General features: G+C 29.2%; 15 protein-coding genes. 8 read left to right on the top strand and 7 right to left on the bottom strand.

From position 1 onward, the window contains the following. The first annotated feature begins 14 nt into the window (after positions 1-14). From ACTTA5_RS01010 to ACTTA5_RS00975, 8 genes are all read left to right on the top strand, one after another. Positions 15-701 carry a hypothetical protein gene (locus ACTTA5_RS01010; RefSeq protein WP_440647231.1) on the top strand — a complete coding sequence of 229 codons (687 nt, stop codon included), beginning with the start codon at positions 15-17 and terminating at the stop codon, positions 699-701. Between the two features lie 221 nt (positions 702-922). After that, positions 923-1,837: a DNA recombination protein RmuC gene (gene rmuC, locus ACTTA5_RS01005; RefSeq protein ID WP_440647229.1), complete on the top strand. Its 915-nt coding sequence runs from the start codon at positions 923-925 to the stop codon at positions 1,835-1,837. Positions 1,838-1,840: 3 nt separating this feature from the next. Next, entirely contained in the window at positions 1,841-3,304 is a 1,464-nt protein-coding gene (locus ACTTA5_RS01000) for an exonuclease domain-containing protein (protein WP_440647228.1), read from the top strand. Beyond that, entirely contained in the window at positions 3,305-3,721 is a 417-nt protein-coding gene (locus ACTTA5_RS00995) for a hypothetical protein (protein ID WP_440647227.1), read from the top strand. Positions 3,722-3,753: 32 nt separating this feature from the next. After that, a complete protein-coding gene (locus ACTTA5_RS00990; protein ID WP_440647225.1) occupies positions 3,754-7,119 on the top strand; it encodes a TM0106 family RecB-like putative nuclease in 3,366 nt (1,121 codons plus the stop codon). 33 nt (positions 7,120-7,152) lie between these two features. Further along, positions 7,153-8,295: a DUF2130 domain-containing protein gene (locus ACTTA5_RS00985; RefSeq protein WP_440647223.1), complete on the top strand. Its 1,143-nt coding sequence runs from the start codon at positions 7,153-7,155 to the stop codon at positions 8,293-8,295. Further along, positions 8,295-8,717 carry a hypothetical protein gene (locus ACTTA5_RS00980; RefSeq protein WP_440647221.1) on the top strand — a complete coding sequence of 141 codons (423 nt, stop codon included), beginning with the start codon at positions 8,295-8,297 and terminating at the stop codon, positions 8,715-8,717. The genes ACTTA5_RS00985 and ACTTA5_RS00980 overlap by 1 nt, the downstream gene beginning before the upstream one ends. 137 nt (positions 8,718-8,854) lie before the next feature. Further along, positions 8,855-9,172, top strand: a complete 318-nt coding sequence (locus ACTTA5_RS00975; RefSeq protein WP_440647219.1) for a thioredoxin family protein — start codon at positions 8,855-8,857, stop codon at positions 9,170-9,172. Here the strand turns inward: ACTTA5_RS00975 and ACTTA5_RS00970 are convergent. From ACTTA5_RS00970 to ACTTA5_RS00940, 7 genes are read right to left on the bottom strand one after another with little or no spacing between them, the layout of a single operon-like run. After that, a complete protein-coding gene (locus ACTTA5_RS00970) occupies positions 9,169-10,431 on the bottom strand; it encodes a bifunctional folylpolyglutamate synthase/dihydrofolate synthase (protein WP_440647216.1) in 1,263 nt (420 codons plus the stop codon). The genes ACTTA5_RS00975 and ACTTA5_RS00970 overlap by 4 nt on opposite strands. Further along, a complete protein-coding gene (locus ACTTA5_RS00965) occupies positions 10,385-11,314 on the bottom strand; it encodes an acetyl-CoA carboxylase carboxyltransferase subunit beta (RefSeq protein ID WP_440647214.1) in 930 nt (309 codons plus the stop codon). The genes ACTTA5_RS00970 and ACTTA5_RS00965 overlap by 47 nt, the downstream gene beginning before the upstream one ends. Continuing rightward, positions 11,311-12,111: a tryptophan synthase subunit alpha gene (gene trpA, locus ACTTA5_RS00960; protein WP_440647212.1), complete on the bottom strand. Its 801-nt coding sequence runs from the start codon at positions 12,109-12,111 to the stop codon at positions 11,311-11,313. Before trpA ends, ACTTA5_RS00965 begins: the two co-directional genes overlap by 4 nt. Next, a complete protein-coding gene (locus ACTTA5_RS00955) occupies positions 12,111-13,340 on the bottom strand; it encodes a tryptophan synthase subunit beta (protein WP_440647210.1) in 1,230 nt (409 codons plus the stop codon). Before ACTTA5_RS00955 ends, trpA begins: the two co-directional genes overlap by 1 nt. Next, on the bottom strand, positions 13,330-13,959 hold the full coding sequence (locus ACTTA5_RS00950) for a phosphoribosylanthranilate isomerase (protein WP_440647208.1): 630 nt from the start codon (positions 13,957-13,959) through the stop codon (positions 13,330-13,332). Before ACTTA5_RS00950 ends, ACTTA5_RS00955 begins: the two co-directional genes overlap by 11 nt. After that, positions 13,959-14,648 (bottom strand): orotidine-5'-phosphate decarboxylase, encoded by a 690-nt coding sequence (pyrF, locus tag ACTTA5_RS00945; protein ID WP_440647206.1) that lies wholly within the window; start codon positions 14,646-14,648, stop codon positions 13,959-13,961. The genes ACTTA5_RS00950 and pyrF overlap by 1 nt, the downstream gene beginning before the upstream one ends. After that, positions 14,638-14,928 (bottom strand): HU family DNA-binding protein, encoded by a 291-nt coding sequence (locus ACTTA5_RS00940; protein WP_440647204.1) that lies wholly within the window; start codon positions 14,926-14,928, stop codon positions 14,638-14,640. Before ACTTA5_RS00940 ends, pyrF begins: the two co-directional genes overlap by 11 nt. Positions 14,929-14,936 lie beyond the last annotated feature (8 nt).

Genomic DNA, 14,936 nt, shown 5'->3' with positions numbered 1-14,936 from the left:
TTTGATCAATAACTATGAAGTTAAATACTAAGTTTAATTATCCAAAGTCAATTAGAGCGTATTATAACGGGCAAAGACTTTATGACATCAATAGTGAGAAACTACCAAGTGTAACAACAATTCTTAATGCTACAAAATCTGAGGAACAAAAGGCAAGCTTAGAAAGGTGGAGACAAAAAGTTGGGGCAAAGGAAGCAGACCAAATTTCACGCCAAGCACTTAATCGTGGTTCGATTATGCATGAATACTTGGAAAAATTTTTATTAGGAAAATTAAATTTAGATTTATTAGGTGATAATTCTATTGAAAGACAGATGGCAGACCAAATAATTGAAAATGGTTTAAGAAATCATGTAAGTGAGGTGTGGGGTGTAGAGTCGACTTTATATTATCCAAAAAAATACGCTGGGGCCACTGACCTTTTATGCATATTAGATGGTAAAGAAACTGTGGTTGATTTCAAAAATTCCAGTAAGCCAAGAAAAGATGAATGGAACCATGATTATTATTTACAGCTAGGTGCGTATTCACTTGCACATAACTTTGTTTATGGAACAAATATTAATCAAGGAGTAATTTTACTTTGTACTAAAGATTTGATGTTTCAAAGATTTATTATTGATTCTGAAAAATTAAAAGATTATCAAAATAAATTTTTAGAACGTGTTGAAATGTATTATTATATGAAATTAAACGACTAATTTTTTAATTGACTTTTAATTTTCCTTAAATTATAATGTAGATACTAAATTTAACGCTACTTGTTTAGATGCAGATTGTTTAGTTCTCGCTTTCATCTCATATAAACAACAGTATTAAATTTAAAACGAAGCTACTAGTTTAGATGCGGAGTTATTCTTTCTGTTAATCCTTTCTAAACTTGCATTTAAACTAGACTTCGAAAATTAATGAAGGAGAAAAAGTGTTGGAATACATAGCTTTTGGAGGATTACTAATTGTAATCATTGGAATATTTTTAATTTATCAAAAAATTGGCAAAAAAGACCAATCTAATGATGCCAGTCAGGTAAACCTTGCAGATATTCAAGAAAGACTAGGAATTATTGAGAATGCTCAAGAAAATATCAAAATCTTAAATGAAAAATTAACAGATTTTGAAAACTTATTTAGCGACAAAACTAGAAGAGGAAGATTAGGAGAGGAATATTTAGAAAGCATAGTCAAAGATGGCCTTTTAGAAAAACATTATACATTTCAACACAAATTAACAAACGGCAAGATAGTTGATTGTTTACTTAAATTTGATTCAGCAAATGAAAATGAAACTATTCCAATCGACTCTAAATTCGTTTGGAATAACTATGAAAAATACAAACAAGAAAATGATGAGACTACCAAGAAAACTTTGTTCAAAGAATTTGAAAAAGATGTAAATAATCACATCAAAGCAATCTCTGAAAAATATATTGTTACTGGAGAAACGGCACCCTTAGCTTTAATGTTTGTAGCATCTGAAGGTGTTTTTAGAGAAATATGTGAAATTTCTGAAGATTTTATTAAAGAGGCAAGACAAAAGAATGTGATCATCACTAGTCCAAACACAATGTGGGCTTTTTTGAGAACTTATAGGATGCTGATCCAAAACAGAGAAATGTACGAACAAACTAATGTTATACAAAAAGAAGTATCAGTACTAGCTCAAGTAATTAATACCTTTAATACAAGATTTAAAGAATTGGAGACTAGACATGGAAAAAATTCTGAAACAATTGAAGAAATAAAAACCTCAGTCAGTAAAATTACAAAATCATCAAACAAAATACAAAACTTAGATCTAGATGACAAATCAGATCTAGATAACAAGAAGGTAGGATAATTTATGCATTACGTGGTATGGGATTGTGAAACAGATAGTGCTCAGACTGACTGGGCAACAATGTTGGAAGTTGGAGCGGTATTATTAGATAATAATTTTAAAAAAATTGATCAATTTGAAGCAAGATGTCGATTGCCAAAAGATCGTGTACCTACTGCAACTGCACTTTGTATTAATAAGTCTAATGTCGATTTACTAACTAAGGGCAATTATTCTCACTACCAAATGATAGGGTTGCTTGAGCAAACCTTTAGAGGTTGGGCTAAGAAACATGGTTCTTTAACATTCTTGGGCTATTCAAGTATAAATTTTGACGATGAAGTCATCAGGAAAGAGTTTTTTAAATCTTTAAGAAAACCATACTTAACAAATACTGAGGGGAATGTTCGTCATGATGCTTTAAATATAGTTAGAGCTGCTTTTGCAATTGATGATGATATTTTACAAACTGAACTTAACGACAAAGGTAACAAGAGTATGAAGTTAGAAAGCCTTTCTCGATTAAATGGCATTGAGTCAATTGATGCTCATAGTGCATTAGCAGATACCATCATGACAGTTAAGGTTTTGGATTTAATTAAAGAAAAACAACCCTACTTATGGCCTGAATATTTTAAAACTAGCAGCAAGATCATTATTGAAAATCTTATTAAACAAGAAAAGATTTTCACAATCCAAGAATCTTTTTATGGAAAACATAAGTTATTTTGTACAGCGCCATTACATCCAAATGCATGCGAACACCCAGTTTATAAAGGCTGGTTTCAGGCGGTAGATTTAAGGGTCGATATAGAACTGATCCAGCAGTTAAATTATGGAGATTTAAAAAGAGAAATGCGGAAGTCTCCTAAATTTCTAAGAACCATAAGATCAAATAAAGCACCAATTATTTTAGATCAAAATTATTCTATGAAAGTAGATCCATACACATCAATAGATCCAAATATATTGATGAAGAGAGCAGAGTTAATGAAGACAAATGAGAAGTTTTCAAAAGATATTCTAAGTATTCTTAAAGAAAATGCTGAAGAGAGAATGGAAACAGCTACACAAGTAGACCCAGCACCAGAGGAAACTTTATATTCAGGTGGTTTTGATAAAATGAATAAAGATGCATTTTTGTTTGATGAGTTTCATAAAGCAAACTGGAAAGATAAGTTATCAGTACTTTCTAAGTTTAAAGATGAAAGGCTAGTCGGCTTTGGTCATAAATTGATTTATAATGAAGCACCAGAAGTATTGCCTAAAGAATTACATAAAAAAATTAAACGTGGAATAGCTGAGAGAATTCTTAGTACGAATAATGAAAAGTGGACCACGATTGAAGATTTCCATGAAGATTGGAGAAATATCTATGAGAACGATGACAAGATGTTTGCTTTTAAAACTGTAGACGAAAAACTAAAATTTTTAGATGGCATCAAAGAGTACGTAGATAATTTAGAACAAATTTATTTGGAGGCATAATTGAAAAAAAAAACAGATAAAGAAAAGAACAAAAAACCTAAGAAAAAAAAATCAGCAGAAATAGTAGATTTCATCAATAAATCTGAAGAAAAAAATAAAATACAAACGGAACAAGCTGAAATAAGAAAAATGGATAATCTAGCAAAAGAGTTAGTAGAAACTTATTTTAAAGCGTCTAGAAAAAGTTTTTTAGATATGGGTTATTGTGCTTACTTTTTTTTATTTCGTCTGTTACAGCGAATGATTTTTCAGTTTAGTTATCCACTGTATAAACATTATCTAGATACAACTACAAAAGAAATTTTAGCTAACCATAAAAGTTGGGTTCATGAATTTAAAGAATGGGATGAGACGCCATCAGAACGGAAACTAACAGGAGAAAAAAAAGAAGATCATGAAAATGATACACTTCATTAAACTATATTGAGGTGTTTTTACAAGATCCAAAAATGAAAAATAAAAATTTCTATTCTGCAACTATGCTTACGAGGTATATTAATTGTAAGCATACAATTACTAATGAATTTAATGAACAAAAATTAAAGCTTAAGAGGCTGCCAAGGACCTTTGCCGATAATTTAAGATTAGAAAAAGGATTATTGCACGAGGCAAATTATTTTAAAGAATTAAGTAAAAAATATAGCAAAGTTAAAAATATCAAAAAATTAAAAGATTTATCTAAAGAAGAAAAAATTGAAGAGACAATTAAAGCTTTAAAGAGTGGCTACGAATTGATTTATGGTGGTTGGTTAAAATCTGGTGATTGGAGTGGAGAATTAGACTTTTTAGAAATCAATCAGAAAACTAAATCAAATCTAGGTGATTGGAGCTATGAAATTATTGATGCAAAAAATTCCTCAAATGTAAAAGGGGATCACATTTATCAAGTATGCTTATACTCATTTTTACTACAAGATATTCAAGGGGTATTGCCTGAGAACTTTTATATTTTGTTAAAGGATCAAAATAGAGAAACTATAAAGTTGAAAGAAGTTTATGATACTTTTTTACTCCATAAAAAATCTTACGAAACATTTGTAAAAAAAGAAATAAACAAAACAACTCCTGAGAAATGTGGTTATTGCACTTTTTGTGATTGGAAAGAAATTTGTGAAAATGAATGGATATCTAGGAGACATTTAAATCAGGTTTTGGGAAACAATAAAAAAAATATAAAGTTATTTAATAAGGCGGGTATTCATAAATATGACGAACTTGCTAAGCTCAACCCTAAAACTAAAGTTGAAGGTTTAAGAGATGAGGTAAAACTTAAAAGGATTAATCAAGCCAAATTACAAATAGAAGGTGAACAACAGGGTTATCCTATATTTAAAATTAATGAAGAAAATTTGATACTCAACAAAGGATTTAACTTACTTCCAAAACCATCAACGTGTGATTTGTTTTTTGATATCGAAGGGGTCCAAGATTATGTCGTTCCAGGAAAGTTAGAATATTTATTTGGTATTTATTATGAGGAAGATGGTGAAAAAATATTCAAACCTTTTTGGGCACATGATAAGGAACATGAAAAACAAAGTGTTATAGATTTTTTTTCATTCATAAAAAAACATTTTAAAAAATATCCACAAGCAAAAATTTATCATTATGCTTCTTATGAAATAAAAGTACTTGAGAGATTAACATCACTTCATAAAATTCATGGTGTAGATTATGATCATTATTTAAATCTTGGAAGATTTGTTGATTTGTTTAGAGTAGTTAAGCAAGCTATTCATGTTTCTGAAAATAGTTACTCGATTAAACAAATTGAAAAATATTATGATTTTAAAAGAACAGGCGATATTAAAAAAGGAGATATATCCGAAGAGTACTATATTCAGTGGATTGAGACTAAAGATAAAAAGCTTTTAGACGAGATTGAAGAATATAATAAACAAGATTGCATAAGTACTTTTAAATTAAGAAATTGGCTTTTAAAAATAAAACCTGAGGGTACAAAATGGTTTGTTCCAGAAAAAGATCAAATGGAGTTAAGATCATTTGAAGAAAATCTCCTAGAGTATCAAAAAAAGATTAGCTCTTCTAAGTTTTCAAATAAGCCAATGTTAAAGTTACTTTCTGATGTTATTGGTTTTTATAATAGAGAGCAAAAACCTCAGTGGAGACAATTTTTTGATAGAAAAGATTTATCTAATGAGGAATTGATTGATGATAGGGAATGTATTGGAAACATGAAATTGGCATCTCAATTTCAAGATAAAAGATCTTTTGTTTATAAATACATATTCCCAGAACAAGAATACAAATTAAAAAAAGGAAGAAGTGTAATAATAGCTAATAATACCGATCCCGATAGGGCAGATTATGCTGGAACAATTCAAGAATTAGATCAAATTAATAGAACGTTGGTTTTAAGAAAGGGAATTTCAAAAGAACAAAAACAATTACCTAGAACTTTGTCTATTGGTGAAAAGGTAATGGAGCAATCACGTTTTGATAATTTGAATAAAAATATTTATGCATTTTGTGACAATCTTTTAGAGAACAAAAAAGGCTATGAAGCTTTAAAAAGTTTCCTTAATCGAGATATTCCAAACATTAAAGGCATTAATCAAGGTGATAAAATTATTAACTCAGAAAATTTTGATCAAGAAATTCCTGATGTAATTTCAAGATTGAATTCTAGCTACCTTTTTTTACAAGGACCACCTGGCACTGGTAAAACTTTTCAGAGCGCTAATGCAATTGTTGAATTAATAAAACAAAAAAAGAGAATTGCAGTCACAGCTAATTCCCACAAAGTAATTCATAATTTATTAGAAAGAGTAGAAAAACTAGCTACAAAACAAGATGTATTGTTTAAGGGATTAAAAATGGGAAATCCTGATAACGAAGATACATTTTACAATGGTAAATTGATAAAAACCGATAAAAATGAAAAGCACTACATAGATGGGTTAAAAGAAAGAAATTTTCTACTTTATGCTGGTACTAAATATCATCTATCACAGTGGTACTATAGAAACAAAATAGATTATTTGTTTATTGATGAAGCAGGGCAAATTTCGATAGCAGACTTAATTGCTTTAGGCGGTGTTGCAAAAAATATTATTTTAGTTGGAGACCAGCAACAACTAAAACAACCTAACCAGGGAAGTCATCCAGGCTTATCAAGTAATTCAGTATTAGATTATCTGTTAGAAGGTAAAGATACTGTTCAAGATAATAGAGGCATTTTCTTAAATAGAACTTTTAGAATGCATCCTGAAATTAATACTTATGTATCTGAGAATTTTTATGAAAATAAGCTTTTAACTAATCCAAAAAATCAAAATAGAGAAATAGATTATCCAAATAATTTTTTAGTCAATAAGGAGGGAATTCACAGTGTATTAATGGATCACGAAGATTGTACCCAAACTAATGAAGAAGAATTTAAAAAAATTGATCAGATAATAAAAAAATTAATTGGAAAAAAATTTACAGATAGTGATGGAAAAGATAGACCCTTACAAATTGAGGATTTTTTAATAGTAAGTCCCTACAACGCTCAAGTAAATTTTTTATTGGCTAGATTACCAAAGGGAACTCGCTGTGGTACAATTGATCGGTTTCAAGGACAAGAAGCACCAATAACAATTATTAGTATGACTAGTTCTAATATTGAGAGTTTACCAAGAGATAAATCTTTCTTTTTTAGTAAAAATAGATTGAATGTTGCAATTTCTAGAGCTCAATGTGCAAGTATAATTTTATTCAATCCTAAACTATTAGAATCAGCACCTAATTCATATGAGGAGTTTAAAATTATTAATAATTATCAGAAATTGTTAAGGTATAAAATAAATTAAATTACGGGTAAAATTAGAACGAATAATTATATAATGAAACAACAAATAAAATGTCCACATTGTAATAAAGTTTTTCCAATAGAGGAAAGTTTTAAACATGAGGCTGAAGAATTTAGAAAAAAACTTCAAAAAGAAGAAGAGCAAAAATCTAAAGAGAGACAAAAATTAGTTGAGGAAAAATTCAATCAAAAATTAGCAAAAGAACAAGAAGCTCACGAAAAACAATTAGAAAAAATAAAGATAGATGCTGAGAAAAAACAAAAAGCAGAAGCCGCTAAGCAAGCAGCTGCTGTAGTAGAAAAAGTTAAAAAACAAGCAAACGAATATTACAAAAAGCAAAGACACGAACTAGAAGCTAAAGCTAAACAAGAACAGGAAAAGGAAAGATTAAAAATGGAAGCTGAAAAAGCTGAAATGAAAAAGGCTTATCAGATTGATATGGACCGAATGCGTAAAAAAGCGGAGGAGGCTGCTCGTGCTGCAAGCCAAGCACCTGTAGAGAGAAAAGGTGAGGTTAGAGAAGAACTTTTAGAAGATTATCTTAGTGATGAATTTCCTATGGATACTTTTAAAGAAGTTAAAAAAGGACAAAGAGGCGCTGATGTCATTCAAACTGTAATGATCAAAGGTGAGGCAGTAGGAAATATTCTCCACGAGTCTAAAGATGTTTTAAATTTTGATGAAAAATGGGTGGCTAAATTATTAAACGACATGTCAAAAGTAGATGCAACTGTTGGATTTATTTTTACAAAAGTGATGCCAAAAAAATCAAAAGGTTTTGTAGAAGAACGAGAAGGAGGAAGAGTTATAATTTGTTCAGAGTATCCTATTTTAAGACAACTAGTTTCTACAACTAGAAAACTTATTCAGTCAGAGAGGAAAGCAAATGATAAAAGTGAGGATCAAATTTCACCTAAATTAAAAGATTTATTAAAATATCTAAATAGCAATGAATTTAGAATTCAAACTAGAAAAATATTAAATGGAATAAAAAAAGATGGTGAACAAATAGATAAAGACGAAAGATCCTTTGAAAACCAAATTAAAAATAGAAAGAAAAATTTAGACGACAGTAAGAAAAATATTAACGGCGTAATTACTTCTTTGGTATCAAATGCAGGTCTTTCAGAAGACATACTTGATATTGAGGATGATGATTTTTTAATTGAGCAATAATGAAAGATACTAATCCATTTGATTTAAAAGTATTAGCAAAAGCACCTAAAGACTACTTAGATACAGATGAATTTTTTGAGTTTTTAGTCAAAAAAAATATTTCAGTTAGAAAAGATAACCTACCAAGATTTGCTTATACTCATAAAATTAAAATTTCAAAAAAGAAGAGAGAGGGTTCAGGTGGTACAGTCCCTACTATTTATAAAGTACCAACTAAGTCTAAATTAGAAGAGATTAAAAAAACTATGTCATTGAATAATAACAATGCACTCGGAAAAGAAAACGTTGAAAAAAAGGAAAAAAAAATTCTAGAAATTTTCGACAATGCTGAAAATAAGAAAGAATCAAAATCTTCTATAGCCGACAAAGTAACCAAAGCATTAGTATTCCTTGTAATAGAAAACTCGTCAGAAGAGTATTAAGTGAAAAAAGGTCTTCAAGACTTAGTAAATTATTATAAATTTAATATAAAAAGATAAAGTTTATAGTTGAAAAACAAAGCTGCAATTAATAAATATTAAATCAACACAATTCCAATAATTATAAATAAGGAAAGAACATGCTAGTAGATTTTAAAGACGAGGATTTTGAAAGTAAAGTTAAACAAGAAGAGGTTTCTGTAATACAATTTTCGGCAGCGTGGTGCGGGCCATGTAAGGCTTTGAAGCCTGTAATGGATAAATTGTCTGATGAATATAAAGATAAAGCTTCTTTTTATTACGGTGACATTGAGGATGGTGCCATCAACACAGGATCTGCAGCAGGAATTCGTGGCGTACCTACTGTTATCATTTATAAAAAAGGGGTTGAGGTTTCTCGTAAAGTAGGAGGAGTGCCAGAAAGCCACATGAAACAATTTCTAGACGAGAATATTTAATTCAAGTTAAGTACTTCGCCTGCAAGATATAAAGAACCAGTTATTAATAAAATATCGTTTTCTTTTAATGATATCGATTTGATAGCTTCTTCGATACTTGGTTTGTATTGAACATTAGGATGGTTTTTGAATTTATTTTTTAATTCTTTTCCACTAATTGAATTTTGATTTGGAATATCAATTGTTGTAATTGAAGATATATCTTTAAAATAACTGATGTATTTTTCATGTTCTTTATTTGCCATCATTCCAAGAATGATATGTTTGTTGCAGTTTAAAGTTTGAAGATATTCATTAAGTACTTGTGCACCATGTTCATTGTGTGAACCATCTACAATAAGTTTATTATTTTTAACTAAATTTTTTAATTTTCCAGATTTGATTTCTTGAAGTCTTGCAATACTTTCTATTTTAGTAATACCATTTTTGATATGATCATCTTTTATTCCAATGTCCAATATTCTTAGTGTAGCAATTGCTGTAGAAATATTTTCCAATTGAAACTGACCTAAAATGTTAGGTATTGGTAGTTTCAATCCACCAAATTTATCCTCGTAATACCAATTACCATTTTCTTCATTTGTGAAACTAAAATCTTCATTAAAGAAATACTTATTAGATTCATTTTCAGAGATAGTTTTTTTTATACATTCCATAGTTTCTTTATCTTTTTGCTTAGCAATAATAATGTTTGAATTTAAGAGAGATGAAGTTTTTTCAAATACAATTCTCTCTATTGTACGATCATTTTCTGGTAGCCAATCAAGATGATCTTCACTTATAGCTGTAACAACACTTGCTAAATTTGATTTTAATACGTTACTTGAATCTAGCCTATAAAATAAACCAGATTCTATAAGGTTTATGTTGTTAGGATATTGGGCAGCTTTATAAAAATAACAAGCTGTTAATATTTCAAAAAAAGTAATTGGTTCGTTATTATTAATCTTCTGAACTTCTTCAAATAGATCTGCTAATTCATCGTCATTTAATTGCTGATTATTATATACAAAACGTTCATTGATTTTTTGTATATGAGGGCTTGTATAAACATTACACATAAATCCAGCCTCTTTTAAAATAGAATATATTCCAGAAATTGTAGAGTTTTTTGCGTTTGTTCCAACAATTGATATAGCTTTAATTTTATCTTGAGGATTTCCTAATTTATTACAAAGATTTTTAATTCTATCGAGTGAGAGATCGATTTCTTTAGGATGCAACTTTTGAAAATTGCTGAGTATCTTCTGAAGTTTCATTTTGCTCAGAACTTATAGCAGAATTTTGTTTTAACAATATTGATAATAAAGTTCCTATTTTAGATGCTAGATCTTTTCTCTCTACGATTAAATCGACAAAACCAGTTTTCTCGACGTACTCACTTTTTTGAAATCCAGATGGTAGCTCTTCTTTTACTGTTCCTTGAATAACTCTTGCACCTGCAAATGCAATTAAAGCCCCTGGCTCTGCAATATGAATATCTCCTAACATTGCATAGGAAGCAGTTATTCCTCCTGCAGTTGGATCTGTAATACAAACTAAGTAGGGTAAACCATTTTTCTTTAATTCATTAATTGCAAGTGTAGTTCTTGTCATTTGAGACAATGAAATTAAACTTTCCATCATTCTCATTCCTCCACCAGCGCTTATACATATAAATGGTGTTTGATTTTCTATTGCATGTTGAATTCCATATAAAAATGCTTCACCTTCTGCAGCAGCCATTGAAGCTCCTAAAAAGTCAAAATCAGATGCAACAGCTGTTATTTTAATATTATTGATTGTCCCAGATGCAACCATCATTCCACAATCTAATCCAGTTTTCTTACGAGCACTTTTTAATCTATCTTTGTATGATTTAGAGTCTGTCCAATTTAAAGGATCATCTTTTGGAATTGGTGTTTTAAAAACTTCATAGTTGTTTTTTCCAAACAAAATATCAAATCTTTGCTTTGGTTTAATTCTATGATGTTTATTACAATCTGGACATACCCAAAGGTTTGCTTCTAAATCTTTCTTTAGAATTGGTCCACGACAACAACTTGTCCATTCACTTTTTGCAATATCTTCTTTAGTAGCTCTTTCACGTATAGCAGTTTTTATCTTTTCACCTGCTTTAATAATTTTGGTTATCCAGTTCATTGAATTTTATTTCTTAATCTTTTAACAATATTAGTAACATTTGTGACAGTATTTTGTCTTCTTTCAATTGATTTAGATATTTCCTTACATATCGCACTACCAACTACTAGACCATCAGCCTTTTTAAGAGATTTTATCGTCTTTTCTGTAATACCAAAGCCAATCACCACATTTTTTGATTTATTTTGATTTTTAATTTTGTTGTATCTCTCCAAGATTTTTTTTGAGGAAACTTTTAGTTTACCCCCTGTAGTTGACAACATACTAATATAGTAAACCATATCATGCGAGTCCTTTATTATTTTTTTTAATCTAATTTGAGAAGTAGTAGGTGAGACCAGCTGTATAAAGTTTACTCCATTCTTTTTACATCTTGATGCAAAACTTTTGTTTTCAGGATAAGGCAAATCTACAACAATTAGTCCATCTACTTTTGATTTTTTGCATTTATCTAAAAATTTATTTTCATTGTACTGAAATATCATATTGTAATAACCCATTAGTATAATGGGAGTATTTTTTTTTGATTTTTTAAAATTTTTTGCAATTGAAAATACATCGTTAATTTTGATACCATTTTTAATTGCTCTATAGGCACTAGTCTGGATTTGACCTCCATCAGCTATGGGTGTGTTGTGAGGAAAGCCCAATTCACAAATATCAGCATAGTGCGAAATAGACTTAAGAATTTCTAAAGATTTTTTTTTAGTATTATCACCTGCAACCGTGTAAGTCAGTAAGGCAGGTCTGTTTTCTTTTTTTGCATTTAAAAAAGCTTTTTTAAGTAAAGAGCTCATTAGTGTTTTCCCAATCTTTCTCTTAAAATATCTCTATCTTTTTTTGCATCACCACAAGAGTTAACAATTAAAATTGTATCTTTGCTTAATTTTGGAGCAATTTTTATTGCTTCAGCAAAAGCATGACTTGGTTCTAAACTTGGATTAAGTTTTTCGAACTTTGTAACCATGACATGGGCATTAAGTGCATCCTCATCTGTTGCATAAGTATATCGTGCTCTTTTAGTATCTTTTAAAAAACAATGAATAGGACTAACTCCAGGATAATCTAAACCAGCACTTATAGATTCTGTATCATTAATTTGTCCTTCATTATTTTGGCAAACATAAGAAGCTGCTCCGTGCAAAATACCAACTTTTGCATTTCTACTTAGTGGTGCCGCATGAAGTTTAGATTTTTTAGGACCTCCAGCTTCTACACCAATTAATTCTATTTGTTTTTTATCAAAATCAATAAACTCACTCCAAAATCCATATGCAGAACTACCGCCTCCAACACAATTAATTAACTTAATTTTATTTGGAATTTCTTTAAATTCTTCTTTAAGTTGCGTTTTTAATTCTCTAGAAATTTGTGCAGTTGACCAACCACATATTTTTACAAAGATATTTGGTCCAACAGTACTACCAACGCACATGTGTGTATTATCACAATTAGATACCCAATATCGCATACATTCACTCACTGCATCAACTAAAGTTTGACTTCCAGAATAAACTGGTACTATTTCTGCACCGTTTTTTCTCATAGCGTCACAATTTGGTTTTTGTCTTTTAATGTCTTTAGCACCCATAAAAATTTTACATTTAAGTCCAAATTTTTTAGCTGCCATACTTAACATTTTTCCTGCATATCCAGCACCAGTATCGCCAACGATATATTTTTTACCCATAGCTTTACAAATTAGTGCATGAACAGTGGCATTATAGATTTTATGCGCACCTCCATTTGCTTCAGAAACTACTTTCGCCCAAATTTGAGCCCCACCTAAATGATTAGACAAATTTTCTAATTTCACAAAAGAGGTTGGAGATCCAATATAATTTTTAAAATAATAATCTCTTTTTTTTAAAAAGGCTTTATTGTTTCTAAGTTTCTTAAATTCTTTTGTTAAATCCTCTACTGGTTTTTTTAAAGTTTCAGGTATAAAACTACCTCCAAATTTTCCTCCCCAAAAACCTTGTTGATCGTGTTGATCAATTAATGGGACACCCTTTTTAAGCTTCATTTTTAATTTCATTAACTTTATTTAAAAAAAATTCTATTTTGGATAGGTCTTTTAATCCAGATGTTTCTACACCACCAGATAAATCTATAAAATTTGCCAAATTTTTGAAATTTTTAAGCTCTTCATTATATTGAATATTTCCAGCAATCATTAATTCCTTATTTAACTTGATATTTTTAATCAAGTCATGATCAAAAGACTGACTTTTCTCGTAGCCCTTACTATCAAATAAATAAATATCAGTATAATCAGAATATAATTTATAATTACTTAAATCAGACTTCGATTTTATTGTGAAAGCTGTAATAATTTTCTTTTGATATTTTTCTTTTATCTCTTTTATTTCCTCTGGTGTGCAATCATATAGTTGATAGTAATCAAAAGGTAAGTTTTTAATTTTCTCTAAAATATTTATATTTGGTTTTACCAGAACAGCAACATAGTAACTTTGTTTTGGATTATTCATTAAAAGTTTTTTTAAATTTTCATATTCAACATATCTAGAACTTTTTGGATAGTTGCAAATAAATCCTATAAATGTCGGTGGGTGAGGGTGATTAATTAAAAAATTTAAAGTATCAGGATCAGAAATCCCACAAATTTTACAACCCTTAATCATCAGTATAAATGATTAATTAATTTTTTAATATTATTCTTAATATTACCTTTTGTAAGGGATCTTCCAATTACCACTCCCGAAACTTTATTTTTGAAAGCATCTCTTGGTGTCATTACTCTAGCTTGATCATTTGTATTGTCACCTGGCAATCTTATACCAGGTGTGATGACTAATAAATTTTTGTATTTTTTTTTAATCATTTTTGCTTCTTTTGCAGAACAAACTATCCCATCACATCCTGATTTTTTAACAATACCAGCTTGTTTTAAAACTAGTTGGTCAACTGTTTTAGTATGACCAATTTCTTTTAACAATTTATTGTTAAGACTAGTCAACACAGTAACTCCGAGTACTTTTAAATTTTTATTAATTTGTTTAGTTTTTTCTTTGATAGCTTTAAGCATATTAAATCCACCATTTGCATGCACAGTAATGTATTTACATTTTTTTAAATCTTTCAAACTATCAACTGCAGAAAGAGCTGTTTGTGGAATATCATTTATTTTTAAATCCAACCAAAAATCTGATTTGTATTTTTCTAAAAATTTTCTACCATTTTTTGAGTAAAAAAACTGTAATCCAAATTTTGGAATAATTTTTAACTTTTTTGAATTAATATTTTTAAGAATTTTCTTTATTTGATCTAAATTTGAAGTATCACATGCAACGAATATAATTTTATTCTTCATTATTGATCTTTTTAAACATTTCCTTGCTCATTTTCCATGATATTACTTTCTTTTCAGGAACTGCAACTTTTTCCCCAGTTTTTGGATTTCTTCTAATGGAAGCTTTTTGAGTCTTAACTCTAAATGTTCCAAAATTTCTTAATTCAACTCCATCTCCTCTACGAAGTGATCTTTTTATTTCATTTAAAATTATATTAGTAAATTTCTCTAAATCTTTTTTTAAGAAATTTGGGTAGTTTTGAGAGAGTTGTTTTAAAAGCTTTGATTTTACAATAGCCAATTTATAAC

It is taken from the genome of Candidatus Pelagibacter sp. HIMB1521, from assembly GCF_052047875.1.
Taxonomy (GTDB): domain Bacteria; phylum Pseudomonadota; class Alphaproteobacteria; order Pelagibacterales; family Pelagibacteraceae; genus Pelagibacter.
This window is presented reverse-complemented; position numbering and strand designations above follow the sequence as displayed.